Raw genomic sequence first — 18459 nt, 5'->3', positions numbered from 1 at the left:
TTGCCGTGGCCGTAAAATATGTTATTTATTAAAAATTCTGACCGGACCAGATACGGAATAAAGGCGAAGAGCCGCCAGTAGCGGCATTACATCCGGTTCCGGTTCAGGCGATGGCTGATGTAATGATCCTCGCACCATTAAGAAGCCGGAACCTTTAGCTCTCCAGGCTCCTCGAAAGAGGAAGGGGGCAACAATGGAAGAGACAAAAATCAAACTGGAAAAGGGAGTGCGGATGATTGAATGTGATGAGCGTGAACTCTGGATCCTTGGGCTCGGGGACAGGGTCGAGAGGGGGGCCGTCGTGTGCAGTTACCTGGCCGAGGGAGGGCACCGCGCCAGGACGGCGAAGGTTTCCGAACTGGCCAACTGCACTCCGAAGGCGGTTCTGCTGGATCTTTCCCCGTGGTCGGACGACGGGTGGGGTGTGCTCCTTGCCCTGAAGGAAAACCCCGAGACGCGGGAGATCCCGATCCTCCCCATGTACCTCTCCGAGATAGGGCAGGTGGGGGCCGTGTTCCCGGTAGCCGGTTTCTTTACCCTCCCGATCGACCAGAAGTACCTGGCCAAGAAGCTCAAGCAGTTCGGTCTCACCGACGAGTCGGACGACTACGATCTTCAGGTGATGATGGTGACCCGCAAGGGGGAGGAGGATGTCCAACACGCCATAACCAAACTCGGCTTCGAGGTTGTCAACGCCTATACCGGCAAGGAGGCCGTGGCGCTGGGGACCATCGTGCACCCTTACATGATTTTCTGCGCGCTCATGCTTCCGGACCAGGCTTCCTTCGAGCTCCTGGAGCGTTTCCGCCTTTACCCGCAGACCCGCAACATCCCCTTCTTCGTGCTTTTGAAGGGGGCGATGAAGGAAGGAGAGAGGATGGCGATGAGCCGCAGCATCGAACATCTGGTCAGGAAGAGCTGGCTCAGCCGCCAGGAGTTCCTCGCCTATTTCAAGAGGGGCAAGGAATAAAGTAAAGGCTCCCCACCCGTTTCAACCACCCCCAGGGGGTACGGCATTTCGCCGTACCCCCTGTTTTTTTGCCGGTCAGCCCAACCACCTTCCTGCTTGACATCTCATGATATTTGGAAAGAATTAGCGACTGTTAATAAATAAGAGCAGGAGCTAGCGACCCTTTCGCACCCTTGGCTAACGAGGCCTTGCGAAACGGGACCGCACATGGAGGCGTCATGGCAACGACAACGAGCGATTACCTGGTGCAGCGGCTTTACGATTGGGGGGTGCGGCGTGTGTACGGCTACCCTGGCGACGGGATCAACGGCGTCATGGCGGCTTTACGCAAGCAGGTGGAGCGCGTCGAGTTCATCCAGGCGCGCCACGAGGAGGAGGCGGCCTTCCTCGCCTGCGCCCATGCCAAGTTCACCGGCGAGGTAGGGATCTGCATCGCGACTTCGGGGCCGGGCGCCATACATCTCTTAAACGGCCTCTACGACGCGAAACTCGACCACCAGCCGGTGGTGGCAATCGTGGGTCAGCAGGGGACCACGGCGCTGGGGTCCGATTACCAGCAGGAGGTTGACCTCATCTCGCTTTTCAAGGACGTCGCGCACCACTACGTGCACATGGCGAGCGATCCTTCCCAGATCCGCCACCTGATCGACCGGGCCATCCGGATCGCGCTCGCGGAGCGGACCGTGACCTGCGTCATCCTCCCCAACAACGTGCAGGAGATGGAGGCGGTGGAGTCGCCGGAGCGCAAACACGGCACCACCTTCACCGGCCTTGGCTTCAGCCGACCCGACGTGACGCCTGCGCGCGACGACCTGGCGCGGGCGGCGGAGGTCCTGAACGAGGGCAAGAAAGTAGCGATGCTGGTGGGAGCCGGGGCGCTGGGCGCTTCGGACGAAGTCGCCATCGCCGCCGACATCCTGGGTGCCGGGGTCGCCAAGGCGCTCCTCGGCAAGGCGGTGGTCCCGGACGATCTCCCCTTCGTCACCGGCTCCATCGGGCTTTTGGGCACGAAACCCAGCTGGGAGATGATGATGGAGTGCGACACGCTCCTCATGGTTGGCAGCGGCTTCCCGTACTCCGAGTTCCTCCCCAAGGAGGGGCAGGCGCGTGGCGTGCAGATCGACATCAGCCCGCGCATGCTGGGGCTGCGCTACCCCATGGAGGTGAACCTGCAGGGGGATACTCTCCTTACCCTGAGGGCGTTGATTCCGCTATTGGAAAGAAAGAGCGACCGCGGCTGGCTGCAGGGGATTGAGAAGAACGTCCGCGAGTGGTGGGAGATCATGCAGGCGCGCGCCATGCTCTCGGCCAACCCGATCAACCCGCAGCGCCTTTTCTGGGAGCTCTCCTCGCGCCTCCCCGACAACTGCATCCTCACCTGCGACTCGGGCTCGGCGGCCAACTGGTACGCCCGCGACCTCCGCATCCGCTCGGGGATGATGGCCTCCCTATCCGGGGGGCTCGCCACCATGTGCCCCGGCGTTCCGTACGCGACTGCCGCAAAGATGAACCACCCGGACCGCACCGTAGTCGCCATGGTGGGAGACGGCGCCATGCAGATGCTCGGCATCAACGGGCTCGTCACCATCGCCAAGAGCTGGAAAAGCTGGAGCAACCCGCGCCTGGCGATCCTGGTTCTGGACAACAAGGACCTGAACCAGGTGACTTGGGAGCAGCGGGTCATGAGCGGCGACCGCAAGTTCAGCGGCTCTCAGGACATCCCCCCCTTCCCGTACGCGCGCTACGCCGAGATGCTGGGATTGCAGGGGATCGAGCTGGACGACCCGCAACTGATCGGGGCCGCCTGGGACCATGCCCTGAACGCGGACCGGCCGGTGGTCATCGACGCGCATTGCGACCCGGACGTGCCGCCGCTTCCGCCGCACATCACCTTCGAACAGGCCAAGGGTTTCATGTTCTCCCTCGCCAAGGGGGATCCCAACCTGGGCGGCATCATCACCCAATCGGTGAAGCAGATGATGTCGACCCTGCTGCCGCGCAGAGAAGAGTAGCCGCACGGGAGGCGCCATGGCAGCGGATGCGAAGATAGAGCAGGTTGAAGCCAAGGCCTACAGGATCCCGACCGAGGACCCGGAAAGCGACGGGAGTTACCGCTGGGACTCGACCACTCTCGTAACGGTGCATATCCAGGGAGGCGGCGCGCGAGGGTTCGGCTACAGTTACGCCGCCGCAGCCGCCGCCACCCTGGTTACCGGCAAGCTCGCCCAGATCATCACCGGCAGGAACCCCGTCGATATCCCCTGCTGCTGGCGCCTGATGCTGGATGGGGTCAGGAACCTGGGCGAACCGGGAATAGCCATGCTCGCCATATCCGCGGTGGATGCGGCGCTCTGGGACCTGAAGGGGAAGCTCCTGGGCCTTTCCGTAGTGGACCTCCTGGGGGCGGCCCGGGAGGCGGTTCCGGTGTATGGCAGCGGAGGGTTCACCTCCTACAGCATCGACAAACTGCAGCGTCAGCTGGCCGGATGGGTGCAGGCGGGAATACCACAGGTCAAGATGAAGATCGGGACGGACCCTGCGGCGGACCCGGAGCGGGTCCGGGCGGCGCGCATCGCGGTGGGGCCGGATGCCGGACTCTTCATCGACGCCAACGGCGCCTACCAGCGCAAAGAGGCCCTGGCGCTGGCAAAGGCGGTAACGGCCGCCGGCGTTTCCTGGTTCGAGGAGCCGGTGGTCCATCACGACCTGGAGGGGCTCAGGCTCCTGCGGGACCGGGCCCCGGCTGGCATGGAGATCGCCGCGGGAGAGTACGGCTTCACCATCCCGTACTTTCGCCGCATGTTAGAGGCGGGCGCGGTCGACGTGCTGCAGGCGGACGCCACGCGCTGCGGCATCACCGGTTTTCTCCAGGCGGCGACTCTCTGCGAAAGCCATCACCTACCATTTTCGGCGCATTGCGCCCCCTCGCTGCATATCCACCCCTGCTGCGCCGCGTCCTCTCTGCGGCACCTGGAATACTTCCACGACCATGCGAGGATCGAGAGCATGCTCTTCGACGGCTTCATCCAGCCGGTTGAGGGGAAGCTCGCGCCCGACCGCGGCCGCCCCGGCCTCGGGATCGAACTGAGGGAGGGGGAGGCCCGCCACTTCAGGGTCTGACCCCGCGCACGATCAAACAAAGGAGGGTCCTGCCATGCCCCAGCCTGAGGAGAACGAGATATTCGTCGCGACCCAACTGAACCCGGGAGCGCTGGAGGCCGATCTCAGGTACGCGGTGGACGCCGAGGTCCGCTTCGACGTCGGAAGCCGCGCCCTCTACGCGACAGACGCCTCCAACTACCGCCAGATCCCCATCGGGGTGGTGCTCCCCAGAACCACCGAGGCGGTGGTCAAGACCCTGGAGATCTGCCACCGTCACGGCGCGCCGGTGGTATCCCGCGGCGGCGGCACGGGGCTCTGCGGCCAGACCTGCAACGTGGCCGTCGTCATCGACCACTCGAAATACCTGAACCGGATTCTGGAGCTCGACCCAGAGAAGGGGTTCGCCTGGGTGGAGCCCGGGGTGATCCTGGACCAACTCAGGGAACAGGCCGAAAACTACCACCTCACCTTCGGGCCCGATCCCGCCACGCACACCCACAACACCCTGGGGGGCATGATCGGCAACAACTCCTGCGGCGTCCATTCGGTCATGGCCGGGCGCACGGTGGACAACATCCTGGAACTCGACGTGATCACCTACGACGGGGTCCGGATGACGGTGGGAGAGACGACGGACCGGGAACTGGAGGAGATCATCGCCCAGGGTGGGCGGCGCGGGGAGATCTATGCGGGGCTCAAGTCGATACGGGACCGGCAGGCTAAGAGGATACGCGAGAGGTACCCGAAGATCCCGCGCCGGGTCTCGGGCTACAACCTGGACGAGCTGCTCCCGGAGAACGGCTTCAACGTGGCGCACGCTCTCGTCGGGACCGAAGGGACCTGCGTCACCATCCTGGCGGCGAAGGTGCGCCTGGTGCACAGCCCCCCCGCCCGTTCCATCCTCTTGCTGGGCTATCCCGACGTCTACTCCGCCGGCGACCACGTGCCTGAGATCCTGAAGTTCGAGCCGGTGGGCCTGGAAGGGCTGGACGATCTCCTGATCCACTTCATGAAGATAAAGAAGCTGCACCCGGAGGACATCCAACTGCTGCCGGAGGGGAAAGGGTGGCTCCTGGTGGAGTTCGGAGGCGAGACGGAGGAGGAGTCGGACCGGAAGGCGAAAGACGCCATGGAGGCGCTCAAGAAGCTGAAAGACCCGCCCAGCATGAAGCTCTTCTTCGACGAGAAGGAAGAGAAGATGATCTGGGAGGTGCGGGAGTCGGGGCTCGGCGCGACGGCGAACGTCCCCGGGTTCCCCCTTAGCTGGCCCGGCTGGGAGGACGCGGCGGTGGCCCCTGAGAAGATCGGCGCCTACCTGCGCGAGTTCCGCAAGCTTCTCGACCGGCACGGGCTGAACGCCTCCCTCTACGGCCACTTCGGCGACGGCTGCATCCATTGCCGCATCTCCTTCGACCTCTTATCCGCGGAAGGGGTGGCCAACTTCAGCTCCTTCCTCGACCACGCCTCCGACCTCGTGGTCAGCTACGGCGGCTCCTTTTCCGCCGAGCATGGGGACGGTCAATCGAAGGCGCTCTATCTGCGCAAGATGTACGGCGACGAATTGATCGAGGCCTTCCGGCAGTTCAAGGGTCTGTGGGATCCGCAGTGGAAGATGAACCCGGGGAAGGTGGTGGACCCGTATCACCCGGACCAGAACCTGAGGCTGGGGGTGAATTACGATCCCTGGCAGCCGGAGACCCGCTTCCGCTTTCCCACAGACGAGACCAGTTTCGCCAGGGCGACCTTGCGTTGCGTCGGAGTAGGGGAGTGCCGCCGGACCCACAACGCCTTCATGTGCCCGAGCTTCCAGGCGACACGCGAGGAACAGCACACCACGAGGGGGAGGGCGCACCTTCTCTTCGAGATGTTCCGGCGCGATTTCATCAAGGACGGCTGGCGAAGCACCGAGGTGCTGGACGCGCTGGAACTCTGCCTCTCCTGCAAGGGATGCAAGGGGGAGTGCCCGGTCAACGTCGACATGGCCGCCTACAAGGCGGAGTTTCTCCACCATTACTACAATCACCGCCTGCGTCCCCGCCCCGCCTATTCCATGGGGCTCTTCGGCATCTGGGGACGGCTCGGCGCGGGGATGCCGCGGCTGGCCAACCTGGTGAGCCACGCCCCGCTTTTGTCAGGGGCGGTGAAGTGGATCGGCGGCATCGCCTTCGAGCGGAGCATGCCCACCTTCGCTCCCGAGAGCTTCACCTCAGCCTACCGGCGCCAGGAGAAGCAGCCGGAGCAAAAGGGGAAGGAGGTGGTGCTCTACCCCGATATCTTCAACGACTGCTTCTACCCAGAAATACTTAACGCCGCCTTTGAGGTGCTGGAGCGCTTCGGCTACCGGGTGAGCGTCCCCGACGAGAACCCGCCGGCCGTGCGCCCACCGATGGATTACGGGATGCTCGACTACGCCTTGAAGCGCCTGGAAGAGGTGATCGACCTGTTGAGCCCGTACGTGCGCCGCGGGATTCCGGTGGTGGTACTGGAGCCGAGCACCGCAGCTGTCTTTCGCGACGAGCTTCCGGAACTGCTCCCCGAACACCAGGACGGGAAGCGGCTGACAGCGCACACCTTCCTCATGAGCGAGTTCGTGCAGCATGAAGGGCTTACGCCCCCAGACCTCCCGGGCAAGGTCCTGCTTCAGGCGCACTGCCACGAGAAATCGGTGTTGAGCCTGCACGCGAAGGCTGCGCACGAGCTGTTGGCGAAGATGGGGCTTTCGGTAGAAGAGCCGGAAAAGGGGTGCTGCGGCATGGCGGGATCGTTCGGTTTCGAAAGCGGGAAGTACGAAATCTCCATGAAGATAGCCGAGGCCAACCTGCTGCCGGCGGTGAGGGATGCGGGGGCGGAGACCTACATCGTAGCCGACGGCTTCAGCTGCCGCACCCAGATACAGCAGGGGTGCGGGAAAAGGGCGCTGCACACGGCGGAACTGCTGCAGCTAGCCTTCACCCGCGCCCTCCTCCCTGCTCCGGCAAAATGACCCATCCAACAAAAAGGGGACAGGCTACTTTTTAAAAAAATAAAGTAGCCTGTCCCCTTTTTTTACGCTCTACCTGTCGGCACCCTCCAGTCGAACCCCGCATATTCTAGCTGGTAGGATTCCGGATGCTCCCGGATGGGACGGGCGGCTGCCTCCCCGAGGAAGCCGGCGACGAAGACCGCTACGTCGTGGGGGCTTTTGCCGAAGTCGTCGTACCACTTGAAGATCCGCGGCAGCACCAGCACCTTGCGCTCCGCATCGACCTTCGCCTCCCGTTCCAGGAACCTCCGTACCGCGCCGTCCAGGTCAGCGTCCAGGCTCTCGGGGCGCAACGGGGCCATAGGCGCCGAGGAAGCCGTCCCGGTGCAGATGGCGCAGAGAAAGCGCGGGTCGCTGAGCCGGATGGAGTTGGCAAGGCGGGGATCGCCGGCCGGAAGGGGAGGGGTGAGCCAGCCGGGAGATGGGCGGTTTCCCCGCAGGATGCCGTGCAGGATGATGTCGGCGGTGAACAGCTCCTCCCCTATCCGACAGCCGAGGCGGCGGTAAAAACGGGGGACTTCCCGCACCGATTCCTTCACCTGCAGGGAAAGCACCCAGTGCAGGACCAGGAGGTTGAATAGATTGCACCAGAAGGAGATCTTCTCCTGCCGCTCTTGCAAGCGCGCCAGATCGAACCACCGCAGTTGGGCCAGCACTTTCCCCACCCGTTCCGCGAGGCCGCCGCTGTCTTTCCCGTAACCCGGATGGTCCCCCCCCTCCCGCACTACCTCGTCTACCAGCTCCGCTAGAAGGACCGGATCGAAGCCCGCCTCCACCTCGTTCTCTTCATCCTGCAACAGCAGGTATTGCTGCTGCTTCGGGTTGCGGCGCAGTTCGCCGCTTACCTTGGTGATGGCGGTGACTGCGGTGATGTAGGCCTCGTGGCTGAAGGCCTGAGGGAAATTCCCCAGCTGTTCCTGCCAGATGGGATCGTACTCTTCGGCGAGAAGGTGCAGGGAGCCCGCTACCTCGTCCACCTTGTTCAAGAGCAGCTCCGCTTCCTCCAACTCGTGCTGGTTGGCCAGATTGGCGATGAGCCACAGGGTGCAGGCGAGGAAGGCCCCTTCCTGGCCGGGCAACCCGTCGTCGGCGTGGTAGCGGTAGGTGAAGCCGTTGTAGGAGAGATCGAGCCGGATCGCCTCGACCGTTGCCAGCATGCGGGGGTCTTCGTAGGGGATGAAGCCGTTCATGGACATGAGCAGGGAGCTCGCGTCCAGCGCGTCGGTCTGGTAATGGAGCACGAAGGCCTGCCGCTGTGCGTTCCAGCCGTGCCGCATCACGTCGTCGCGGATCTCGTCGCGCGTCCGCTCCCAATCGTCGCCGGGTTGGTGCCCGGTCCGCGCCGCGATGCTCAAGCCACGGTCCAGGGTGATCCCGCACATGGCCTTCGAGTGGACGTAGTGCCTGGGATCGCTGCGCATCTCCCAGATGCTCCAATCCGGCTCCCGCCAGTGATGCTTGGCGAATTCGCACATGAGCCAGAGCCCGTGCCACATCTCTTCGGTGACCTCGCGGTTGAGGCTCACCAGGTGGTCGGCGCCGATCAGCACATGGCCGTAGATGCTGAACTGCTTCTGGGGGGCCGCGCCGTTGCCGATGCGGACCGGCTTGGAGCCGCGGAACCCCTCAAGGTGGCGCAGTTCGAATTCGCTCAGATCGGAGGAGCCGTCCATCCGGTACATCACCTGCAGCTCGTTCTGCTTGTTCTTCACGATGACCTTCTCGATCCAGTCGAGGTACTGCTCCGTTTCGTTCACGTGCCCAACCTCGAAGAGCGCGGCGAGAGCCATGGAGGTGTCGCGCACCCAGGAATAGCGGTAATCCCAGTTGCGCACCCCGCCGATGGTCTCCGGGAGTGAGGTTGTCGCCGCCGCGGCCATGGTGCCGCGCGGCTGGTAGGTCAAGAGCTTCAGCGTCAATAGCGAGCGGATCACCTGCTCCCGGTGCGGCCCCAGGTCGTTGAAAAATCCGGTGCCGCTGCCGTACAGCCAGTTGCGCCAGAAATCGAGCGTCTCCACCAGCACCCTCTCGGCATCAAGCTCGGAAAACCGGTCCGGCTCCGACCTCCCGTAATAAAGCTGCAGGGCGATCCGCTCCCCCTCACGCAGTTCCCAGGTCCCTTCCGCGTGCCCGTTTTTAAGCGTAAGCTTGCCGGAGGTGCAAAGCCGCAGCTGTTCGCTCCCCGACGCGGCCAGGACACCCTGCCCGGGGAGGATGGTGAACTCCGGCCTCCCCCTGCCGTAATCGAACCTCGGGTCGAAGCTGACCTTCACCCGGACCCGGCCGCGGTCGACCTGCAGCAGGCGCACCAACAGGAACTCGTGCGGTTGCGGCTCCCGGTCCGACGGCGGCGGCACCTGCATAAAATCGGTCAAGGTGTAGCTTCCGTTGCGGGTGCGGAAGCGCCCCGCGAGGATGTTGGAATCCTCCAGGTAGCCAAGGACCGAGTCCCACTCCCCCTCGGGGGTGATGGAGAAGGAGCCCCCGTCGTCGGCGTCGAGAAGCGCCGCGAAGACGCTGGGGGAGTCCAGGTGCGGCAGGCAGAGCCAGTCGATGGCTCCGTCGTTGCCGACGAGGGCGACCGAGTGCATGTTGCCGATGATCCCGTAGTCGCTGATCTTTTTGTACATGGCCTCTGCCTCCCATGCCGCGGCGCACCATTTGCGCCGTCACCAGCCACCTAGCGGTTGCGCTTGGCTCTCGCGCCGAGCGCCGCCCCGGCGACAAGCCCCGCTGCGATAGTGCAGAGGGCCCATTTGTTCTGCACCAGCCAGACCTGGGGCGAACTTCCCTTGGCCCGATCATCGAAGCTACCGTGCGCGCCGAAGGGGCCGGGCACGCTCTCCCAGAGGTTGGAGGGGCGGTTCGGGTCTTCCGGTTCTCCGGTTTGCTGCGAGCGGTAGCCGGTCCTCCCGAGGTACCAGTCGGCGAAGCCTGCCACCAGCTTGTTCCCCCACATCGCCTTCACCGTCGGCATACCGACGTAAATCTCGCGGCGGCGCTGGTGCGAGGCCCAGAGGATGGCGTCGGCGGCTACCTCCGGCTGGAAGATGGGGGGGACCGGCTGCGGCTTGTTGGGGAGCCTCGACTTGACCCAGGCGAACTGGGGGGTGTTCATGGCGGGAAGCTGCACCATGGTCAGGTGCACCCGGCTTTTGCTGTGGATCAGCTCGCAGCGGATCGAGTCGGTGAAGCCGCGCATGCCGTGCTTCGCGCCGCAGTAGGCGGACTGCAGCGGGATGCTCCGGTCCGAAAGCGCGGATCCCACCTGGAGCACCATCCCCCGGTCCCGCGGCAGCATGCGCTTCAACGCCGACATGGTTCCATGCACCGCTCCCAGATAGGTCACCTCGGTCACCCGCCGGAACTCCTCGGGCGTCATCTGGTCGAAGGGGGAGAAGACCGAGGTCATGGCGTTGTTGACCCAGACGTCGATGGGGCCGAATTCCTGCTCCATCCGCGCCGCCGCCTGCTCCACCTGATGCGGGTCGGCGACGTCCGCTACCAGTACGATCCCTTTTCCCTCCAGCCGCTCGACCTCGGCGCGGGCCGCCTCCAGCCGCTCCCGGTTCCTGGCGATGAGCCCGATGCAGGCGCCCTCGCTGGCGAAGGCATGGGCGATGGCGCGCCCGAGCCCCGCCGACGCCCCGGTAATCACCACGTTTCTCGTCTTCGAATCAGTCATCGCTACCTCCGTTTCCGTCTCTTGGGATCCCGACAGGGTGCCGCTTTGCCGCGCGACGGCACTACAGCGGCAGCCTTGGCCGTCCCGGGAACGACAGATAGAATACCTTATGTGAATTTATTAATCCAGCCGGCCGGGGTTATTCATTTGTCCAAATGCCGAAGCCGGAGGGGGAAACAGGCAAAAACAGGGATAGGCGGAAACAATGAGGAAGAAACCGCCAGCCTCCCATGAGGATCAGGGGGAAGCTGGCGGTCACAGATTGCGGGGGGCGGGTAGGAGTCGGGGGCTTTACTTTCTTTTTTTCTCGAAGCTGCGGCGGCGGATCACCTTCACTCCCTTGAGAACGAAGCCCGGCAACGAGATCGCCGCACTCTCAAGCATCTCGGGGTTGAACTGGGACATCGGCTTGCCTGTTTCCACCTTCAGCGAGCCGCTCTTCTCGATTCCCAGGATCTGGCTGGGATAGATGCTGCGGTATCCGACGATGAGGAAGCTTACCATGCAGGCGATGGCGGCGTGCGGGGCGATGGCGGCCCCGAAGAGTTCCATGGCCATCACCGAGGCGGCGATCGGCGTGTTTGCCGCTCCGGCAAGGAGCGCGGCCATCCCAATGGCCGAAAATGTCGCCACCAGCGGCTCGTGCAGCAGCACCGCGAAGAGGTTCCCCGCGGCGGTCCCTATGAAGAAGATAGGGGTGACCACGCCGCCGCTCCCGCCGCAGCCAAGCGTTATCGAGGTGGTCAACATCTTCATGAAGGTGGAGCCCATCGGGAGCACCGCGCCGTTTAACCCGGCCTCTACGGAGTCCACGCCAAGCCCCAGGTAGCGCAGCGATACGAACCTTCCCACCAGTACCAGCAAGCTCCCCCCGAATAGCGCCTTCGCCACCGGGTGCCAGGAAAGGCGAGCGAACAGGCGGTGCCCCCACTGCATGATCTCGATGAAAATGAGCGCGATGAGGCCGCACCAGACCCCCAGCATGATCATCTCCGCGAAATTCCAGCCGGTGACCTTAGGGAAGATGGTCACTGCCAGATGCGGGTAGCTGACCCCCAAAAGCGTGGCGACATGGAAGCCGACGATCCCCGCCACGAAGGAGGGGAACAGCACGTCGTAAAAGAGCTGCCCCAGCACCAGTACCTCGACGCCGAAAAGCGCCCCCGCTATCGGGGTCCCGAAGACGGTGGCAAATCCGGCGCTGATGCCGCAGATCACGATCTTGCGCCGGTCGACGTCGTTGAGCCTGAGCAGCGAGGCGAAGCCCGAGGCAAGGCCGGCGCCTATCTGTGCGCAGGGACCCTCCTTGCCGGCGGAGCCTCCCCCAGCCAGGGTGATCACCGTGGCCGCGAGCTTCACCGGCACCACCATGAGCGGGATTCTCCCCATCCGCTGATGCACCGCCTCGATCACCTTTTCCGTTCCGTGGCCGGCGGCTTCGGGCGCGAGCCAGCGGACCAGGAGCGTGCTGGCGACCAGCGTGACGGGAAGGAGCAGGTAGTAGTCAGGGAAACGGGCGTATTGGTCGGAGGTCCAGGCCAGGGAGCGGAGGAAGGCCGCGGTGCCGCATCCCACCAGAACCCCCACCGCCGAGGCGAAGGAGGCCCATTTGAGGACACTGGCTAAGAGGGTCAGTTGCACCATAAGGTTTTTGCGCATTCTATCTCCGGCCCTTTTTCTTTTTCGACTTCCCTTTGTGCTCCTTCGAGACCTTCTTCCCCTTCGTTTTCTTGGCGTGATGTTTCCTGTACTCCTGCTTCTTCTGCTGCTTCTTGAGGTCCAGCTTGCTGAGCAGCTCAACCGGCTCCAATAGGTCCGGGTCGGCTTTGCGTGCCGCCGCCAACGCCTCCCGCGCCTTTTCTTTCTCGCCTATCCTGAGATAGAGCTTCCCCAGCGCGTTCAGCGCCCGGGCATGGTCCGGTTTCAGCGCGAGCGCCTTCTGATACTGCTCCCGCGCACCGTCGTTGATCCCACGGAAGGCGTAAATGACACCCAGCCGGTATTGATCGTTGGCGCTTTCGGGGTTCAACTCGGCCGAGGTTTTCAGAAGTTTCACTGTGTCGTCGTAGCGCCGCGCCTTGACGTACAGCGAGATGAGGAGCTCCCTTGCCTCGGCGTGTTTCGGGTCGAGCCTCAGCACTTCGACGAGGTGCTTTTCCGCCTCCTCAGGCTGTTTCCGCTTCAGGTAGAGCCGCGCGATCCCCTGGTGGGCGACCTCGCTGTCCTTGTCGAGCTCGATGGCCTTGGCATATGCAGCGATAGCCTCGCTGTATTTACGGTCCTGCTCGTAGAGGCGGGCCAGCTTGTAGTAGCTCAGGGGGTTGTCCCCGTGGCGCGAGACGAGTTCCCGGTACTGCGCGATGGCGGCGTCCGAATCGCCGCGTACCGAGTGGATATCGGCAAGCCTTCTGCGCGCGTCGCCGTTTTCGGGGTCGAGCCGTATCGCCTCGGAAAAGTTGCGCATCGCCTGGTCGAGATCTCCCTTGCGCTCATAGAGGGTTCCCAGGTTGTAGAGGACGGCGCTCGATCCTTCCTTGCGCCGCAACGCTTCCCCGTAGGCGGCTATGGCCTCGCCGTCATGCCCCGCGGCAAGCAGTGCATCCCCCAGCTTCTCGCGGACCCCCGGCGCGTCCGGCTGCTTCAAAAGCAGGGCCTGGTACTCACGCGCCGCCTTCAGGAACGCGGTACCTTGCTGGTACAGCGCTGCTTTTTTCATGTGGTCTTCGGGGCTTGACGCCCGCTCCATTCCGGCCTGCCGGTATTGCGCGTCGGCGAGCTTCGCCTCTCCCATCAGGTCCAAAAGGCGGGCCAGGCGGAAGTGGATGTCGCGGTCCCCGGGATGGGCCGTGCCTGCCTGGCGCAGCTGCTCCAGCGCTTCCTGGTACCGCTTGTCCCCCTGGTAAATCTCGGCCAGTTCCAGGCGCGCCGAAAGGCTCGCCGGATCGAGCCTTAGCGCCTCGACGAGCAGGTCCCGTGCCTTGGCACGATCGCCGAGCCCGAGATAGCCGCGCGCCATGCCGACACGCAGCTTCGCGTCGTTGCCAGATTGCGGCAGCGCCTGTTGATACTGCGAAAGGGCCAGGGCGTACAGCTGCGCTGCCTGGAAGATGTCTCCCAAGGCCCTCGCGTAGGCTGGATCCGCTTTCGACTTCGATGCCTCGAACAGTTCCACCGATGCCTCTTCACGCGCTCCCTTTTCAAAAAGCAACAGTCCAAGCCTGCCGTGCGCCTCGGCAAGCTTGGGCTCTTGTTTCACGGCGGTTCGGTACTCTTCAACCGCCTCTTCCTTTCGTTGAGCCGCCTCAAGGGCGAGCCCTTTCAGGTAATGTGCGGCACCGCCGCCGGCGCAGAGTTTTTCGACCTTCTTCTCAGCCTCAAGCCTTTCGTCGGCCGAGCTCAGCCGAGTGATCTCCTGGACCGCCTCCCCTGCCTCGACGCAGGGGTCCTTGGCTGGAGTACCCCAGGTAAAGCCGCAGGATAAAAGGCCCAGGAGCAGCAGCGCGGGCCGGTAGATCCTGTTGTTTTTTTGATAATTCATGTGACCTCTTTCTTTTTCAGCCGCGCAGCAAAGTGTGCTGGGGCAGGGATCCTGGCTCCCAAGCTGTATGGGGGACAGGCACCTGGCGGAGCCAGTCCCTTTTTCAGCTTGGGAACCCCTGCCGCAACTGCTACCGCTGACTTACATACCGGCAAGAGAGAAAATCCCCCCTCCCTTAGGGGTGGGGGACCCTGCCATCTTTGCTTTGCGGCCCCCCCGCTTTGCCGCTGCTATCGGACGATGACAAACTCGTCGCGCCGGTTCTTGGCCCAGGTCTCCTCGCCTTCACCTTTGACCGCAGGTTTCTCCTCGCCGTAACCCAGAACCGAGAGCTTGCTGGCGGGGAAGCCCAACGCTTGCAGGTACTTCTTCGCGCTCTGGGCGCGGCGCTCGCTCAGGGCGAGGTTGTAGTCGTCGGAGCCGCGTTCGTCGGTGTATCCCTCGATCCGCAGCGCGGCCCCCGGTTTCGCCTTCAGTTTCTCCAGGTTCGCCGCCAAGGTGGCGCGGGCCGTGTCGCTCAAGAGGGAGGAGTCGAAATCGAAGTAGATGGTCTCGAGCGCGGCCGCCTGGGAAGCGCCGGCCTGGGCCTTGCCGGCAGTCGTTTGCTGGCTCTGCGGCGGGATGGAGTCGCTGGTGATGTTCGTGGCGGGAAGCGGCGTGGCGGCGGGTTGCGCGGCTGCGGCTTTCGCTGCCGGCTGGGCGGCAGCGGCGGTAGCGGCGGTGGTCGCCGACGGTGCGACAGGCTGGTCTGCCTTCACGGTTTGCTGTTTGGCACAGCCGCCGTAGATGAACATGCCGGCGCAAAGGACGGGAACGAGCAGCTTCATATGGGTCTTATTGGTTTTCATTCGTTTTCTCCTTGGATTGGATATTGATTGGTATATCTTCCGCTTTCCGCGGAAAGCACCCCTGATGCGGATATTTGTTGGCCCTTCTGCAGCGCTCGAGGGGCAAATAGCCCATGTCCCCGGAATTCTTCGATGAATCGCGAGGTTTCATCAGGGAATGCCGAGGAGACAGCCCATAGTTTCCTCAAAGCATGTGCGTGGCTATCGCGTTCCCCCCTTTGCGAAGGGGGGCAGGGGGGATTTCCCTTTGTTGGCGCAATGACGCACGTCAGCGCGCACTGCTCCCTCGTCAGAGGCTGTGTAACTAATACTTAAATAGCGGTGAATCAGGAGCAGTGGGTGGGGGGAGCCCGGGAGAGGTTGGGGAAAAGGGGGTTGATGCCGGTGCAGTCGAAAGCGGCCAGGAAATGAACGCCGTACCGGACATCGGCACGCGGCACGGAGTGCTTCACCGGGAGGGCTAAGAGGTCGAAGGACTTCTTCACTTCCTCCTGGCAGTTCTTGAACTGTTTCTCGATGAAGGCCCGGTTGGTCGGCTTCGCGCGGTGCGGGCGCGAAAGGTCGGGCACGCGCATACCCGTGAACGCGATGCTGATCACGGTGACGCAGGCCACCAGCAGCAACAGGCTTTTTTGGGTGAGGTGGTTTTTGATCATAGGTGGTGTGCCGGCTGGGATTTCGTTGACGGACACGCCCTTATACCGCATCGACTTAAAAAAGACAAGCAGGCTCAGGCTCAGTATCTGACTTATTTGATGCAGACGCGCCGCACCTCGTGGATGTCGGTGAGTCCCTGGAAGCATTTCAATATGCCGTCCTGTTTGAGCGTGGTCATGCCGTCGGCGATCGCCTGCTTCCTCAACTCCGCCACCTCGGCCTTGGTCTTGATCAGCGCCTTCATCTGGTCCCCGCAATCGAGGATCTCGTGGAGGCCGAGCCTCCCCTTGTACCCGGAGCCGTTGCACTTGGCGCACCCTTTGGCCTTGGAAAGCGTGATGGCGTCCGGATCCATCTTGAGCGCCCCGAACTCCGCCTCGCCGTACTCGGTAATGATCTCTTTCAGCTCCCCTTCCGTCGGGCGGTAGCTTTCCTTGCAGGCGCTGCAGAGCCTGCGGGCCAGCCGCTGCGCCAGTATGCAAAGAAGCCCGTCGGAGAAGCTGAACGGGTCGAGCCCCATGTCGAGGAGCCTCGTCACCGTCTCCGGCGCCGAGTTGGTATGGAGGGTCGAGAAGACCAGGTGGCCGGTCAGGGAGGATTCCACCCCTATCGAGGCGGTCTCCTCGTCGCGCATCTCCCCCACCATGATGACGTCCGGGTCGGCGCGCAGAAAGGCGCGCAGGGCGGTGGCGAAGGTGAAGCCGATCTTGGCGTTCACCTGGACCTGCCTGAGCCCCTTCTGGGTGATCTCGATCGGGTCCTCGGCGGTCCAGATCTTGGTCTGCGGCGTGTTGATCACCGAGACCGCGGAGTGCAGCGTCGTGGTCTTGCCGCTGCCGGTAGGTCCCACCACCAGGATCAGCCCGTACGGCTTCTTGATGCAGTCGGTGAACAGCTGCCGGTTGCGCTCGGTGAGTCCCAGGTTGTCGAAGGGGATCGGCTCGCCCGAGGCGAGGACCCGGAGCACCACGTCTTCCAGCTGCCCGGCGCTGGGGAGGGTCGCCACCCTGAGCTCGATGTCTTTCGGGCCGAACTTCTTGAAGTCGATCTTGCCGTCCTGCGGCTTTCTGCGCTCCGCGATGTCGAGCCCCGCCATGATCTTGATCCTGGAGGTCAGGGCGTGCTTGTACTTGTAGGGGATGCGCTGGTACACCGCGCACCTGCCGTCTACCCTCAGTCGCACCGTCACGTCCTCGCGCCCCGGTGCCGGCTCGATGTGGATGTCGGAGGCGTTTTTCTCGTGGGCTTCGCAGATGATCTTGTTCACCAGCTGGACGATGACGCTGTCCTGCTCCGAGACCTTCTGCACCTCCTGCTCGATGGCCGGGTCCTCATCGTTGTCCAGCTTGCTCAACAGGTCGGAGATGCTGGCGGTCGGCCCCTCGGAGCTCCCTGCAGCGAGATGGTAGTAGTGGTCGATGAACTTCCCAATGTCCTCCCTGAAGGCCCCGACGAAGCTGATCCTCTTGTACTCCTGGAAAACGAACTTGATCAGGTCCTGCTTGGCCAAGTCGGTCGGGTCCTCCATCGCCACCTGCAGCACGCTGTGATCGATCTTCACCGGGACCCAGCGCTCCTTCCTGAGGCGGTCGGGCTTGGTCTTTTTGAGCACGTCGTCCAGCCGCGGCAGGTCCGGATCGAAGGAGACGAACTCGGTGCCGAAGTTGAGGCTCAGGCACTTGATCATCTCCTCGCGCGGGATGTTGTAGTCCCGCATCAGCACGTGGTCGAGGCCTATGGCGGCAATGTCCGGGTGCGCCGTCGCCTTCTGGATGTCTGCCTCCTCCAAGAGGTTCTTGTCCAAAAGGTAGTTGTAGCGCGACTTGTTCCGGATCAGCTTGGCCGAGGCGGCCAGCCGGAAGATGTTGTGGATCGCTATGGAAAGGGAGGTGGCGAGTTCGGTGGCGTAGTTTAGGTCCGTATCGTCGAAGGCGTCGCCCGCCTTTTTGTTGATGAGCTGCATCACGCCGATCATCTGGTTGTTGAACTTCATCGGGACGCAGAGCACCTGCCTGGTGCGAAAGCCGCTCTTCTTGTCCCAGGTGACGTCGAAGCTCAGTCCCGAGCTGATCATCTTCAGCTCGTGGGAGTCGTAGGCGTCCCTGATGTTCAGGAGCGTTCCGGAGAGCGCGCAGAAACCGGCGAGGCTGTTGTTGCCGATGGGGACGGTGATCTGCTGGATCTCCTCCCCCGATTTCACCTTCGACATGAGCATCTTCTGCTTCTGGTCGATCACATAAATAGTCAGCCGCTCCGCCTTGAACAGATCTGCGATGCTGTCCTTCAGCTGTATCAGTATGGTGTTCAGGTTGCCGGAGGAGTGAATCTCATTGATCTTCTCCATGAACCTTTTTCGGTGCTCGAGTTGCTCTTTGAGCTGATCTGCATCTGGCATAGATGGTTCCTCTTTAGGAGCGGCACTCTCTCAGTGAGGCTTCTCGTTCGGATTGGCGTATATTAATTACATTTTTCACTGCTGCCCTTAAAGTTTTAAAAGGAGAATTCCGAAACGTTACAGGTATAGCTCATCGGCAGATAGATTATGAACTGAAGGAATTGCTCGCAGAGAAGAGGCGACACCTTCCCGGGGCGCACCCCTTATGAGAAACCCGTTCAACGTTCAACGTTCAACGTTCG

Annotated in this window: 11 protein-coding genes; 4 read left to right on the top strand and 7 right to left on the bottom strand. The window is 63.0% G+C overall.

Features of this window, described 5'->3' with window-relative positions:
• Window positions 1-193: 193 nt before the first annotated feature.
• The 4 genes from K419_RS0111765 to K419_RS0111750 all read left to right on the top strand — a co-directional run bounded on the left by K419_RS0111765 (window position 194) and on the right by K419_RS0111750 (window position 7055).
• Entirely contained in the window at window positions 194-970 is a 777-nt protein-coding gene (locus tag K419_RS0111765; RefSeq protein ID WP_012528725.1) for a response regulator, read from the top strand.
• A gap of 218 nt (window positions 971-1188) precedes the next feature.
• The gene (locus K419_RS0111760) at window positions 1189-2982 is read left to right on the top strand and encodes a thiamine pyrophosphate-requiring protein (RefSeq protein ID WP_026841768.1); all 1794 of its coding nucleotides are present in this window, start codon (window positions 1189-1191) and stop codon (window positions 2980-2982) included.
• 16 nt (window positions 2983-2998) lie between these two features.
• Window positions 2999-4090, top strand: coding sequence for an enolase C-terminal domain-like protein (locus K419_RS0111755; RefSeq protein ID WP_026841767.1), 1092 nt, complete (start codon window positions 2999-3001; stop codon window positions 4088-4090).
• A gap of 34 nt (window positions 4091-4124) precedes the next feature.
• The gene (locus K419_RS0111750; protein WP_026841766.1) at window positions 4125-7055 is read left to right on the top strand and encodes an FAD-binding and (Fe-S)-binding domain-containing protein; all 2931 of its coding nucleotides are present in this window, start codon (window positions 4125-4127) and stop codon (window positions 7053-7055) included.
• A 62-nt stretch (window positions 7056-7117) separates the two neighbouring features.
• Here the strand turns inward: K419_RS0111750 and K419_RS0111745 are convergent, their stop codons facing one another.
• The 7 genes from K419_RS0111745 to K419_RS0111715 all read right to left on the bottom strand — a co-directional run bounded on the left by K419_RS0111745 (window position 7118) and on the right by K419_RS0111715 (window position 18217).
• Window positions 7118-9724 (bottom strand): glycoside hydrolase family 15 protein, encoded by a 2607-nt coding sequence (locus K419_RS0111745; RefSeq protein WP_026841765.1) that lies wholly within the window; start codon window positions 9722-9724, stop codon window positions 7118-7120.
• Window positions 9725-9774: 50 nt separating this feature from the next.
• Complete coding sequence (locus K419_RS0111740) at window positions 9775-10779, bottom strand: SDR family oxidoreductase (RefSeq protein ID WP_026841764.1); 1005 nt, start codon at window positions 10777-10779, stop codon at window positions 9775-9777.
• 291 nt (window positions 10780-11070) lie between these two features.
• A complete protein-coding gene (locus K419_RS0111735) occupies window positions 11071-12438 on the bottom strand; it encodes a chloride channel protein (RefSeq protein ID WP_026841763.1) in 1368 nt (455 codons plus the stop codon).
• A 1-nt stretch (window position 12439) separates the two neighbouring features.
• Window positions 12440-14317, bottom strand: a complete 1878-nt coding sequence (locus K419_RS0111730; protein WP_026841762.1) for a tetratricopeptide repeat protein — start codon at window positions 14315-14317, stop codon at window positions 12440-12442.
• Between the two features lie 230 nt (window positions 14318-14547).
• Window positions 14548-15165, bottom strand: a complete 618-nt coding sequence (locus tag K419_RS0111725; protein ID WP_026841761.1) for an OmpA family protein — start codon at window positions 15163-15165, stop codon at window positions 14548-14550.
• Between the two features lie 326 nt (window positions 15166-15491).
• Window positions 15492-15821, bottom strand: coding sequence for a hypothetical protein (locus tag K419_RS0111720; protein ID WP_026841760.1), 330 nt, complete (start codon window positions 15819-15821; stop codon window positions 15492-15494).
• A gap of 92 nt (window positions 15822-15913) precedes the next feature.
• The gene (locus K419_RS0111715; RefSeq protein ID WP_026841759.1) at window positions 15914-18217 is read right to left on the bottom strand and encodes a GspE/PulE family protein; all 2304 of its coding nucleotides are present in this window, start codon (window positions 18215-18217) and stop codon (window positions 15914-15916) included.
• Window positions 18218-18459 lie beyond the last annotated feature (242 nt).

It is taken from the genome of Citrifermentans bremense R1 (genome assembly GCF_000426865.1).
Classification (GTDB): domain Bacteria; phylum Desulfobacterota; class Desulfuromonadia; order Geobacterales; family Geobacteraceae; genus Geomonas; species Geomonas bremensis.
This window is presented reverse-complemented; position numbering and strand designations above follow the sequence as displayed.

What these genes read in the sequence shown, in the direction of transcription:
- K419_RS0111765 (WP_012528725.1), top strand. Translation starts at nt 194, where the DNA reads ATGGAAGAGACAAAAATCAAACTGGAAAAGGGAGTGCGGATGATTGAA.
- K419_RS0111760 (WP_026841768.1), top strand. Translation starts at nt 1,189, where the DNA reads ATGGCAACGACAACGAGCGATTACCTGGTGCAGCGGCTTTACGATTGG.
- K419_RS0111755 (WP_026841767.1), top strand. Translation starts at nt 2,999, where the DNA reads ATGGCAGCGGATGCGAAGATAGAGCAGGTTGAAGCCAAGGCCTACAGG.
- K419_RS0111750 (WP_026841766.1), top strand. Translation starts at nt 4,125, where the DNA reads ATGCCCCAGCCTGAGGAGAACGAGATATTCGTCGCGACCCAACTGAAC.
- K419_RS0111745 (WP_026841765.1), bottom strand. Translation starts at nt 9,724, where the DNA reads ATGTACAAAAAGATCAGCGACTACGGGATCATCGGCAACATGCACTCG.
- K419_RS0111740 (WP_026841764.1), bottom strand. Translation starts at nt 10,779, where the DNA reads ATGACTGATTCGAAGACGAGAAACGTGGTGATTACCGGGGCGTCGGCG.
- K419_RS0111735 (WP_026841763.1), bottom strand. Translation starts at nt 12,438, where the DNA reads ATGCGCAAAAACCTTATGGTGCAACTGACCCTCTTAGCCAGTGTCCTC.
- K419_RS0111730 (WP_026841762.1), bottom strand. Translation starts at nt 14,317, where the DNA reads ATGAATTATCAAAAAAACAACAGGATCTACCGGCCCGCGCTGCTGCTC.
- K419_RS0111725 (WP_026841761.1), bottom strand. Translation starts at nt 15,165, where the DNA reads ATGAAAACCAATAAGACCCATATGAAGCTGCTCGTTCCCGTCCTTTGC.
- K419_RS0111720 (WP_026841760.1), bottom strand. Translation starts at nt 15,821, where the DNA reads ATGATCAAAAACCACCTCACCCAAAAAAGCCTGTTGCTGCTGGTGGCC.
- K419_RS0111715 (WP_026841759.1), bottom strand. Translation starts at nt 18,217, where the DNA reads ATGCCAGATGCAGATCAGCTCAAAGAGCAACTCGAGCACCGAAAAAGG.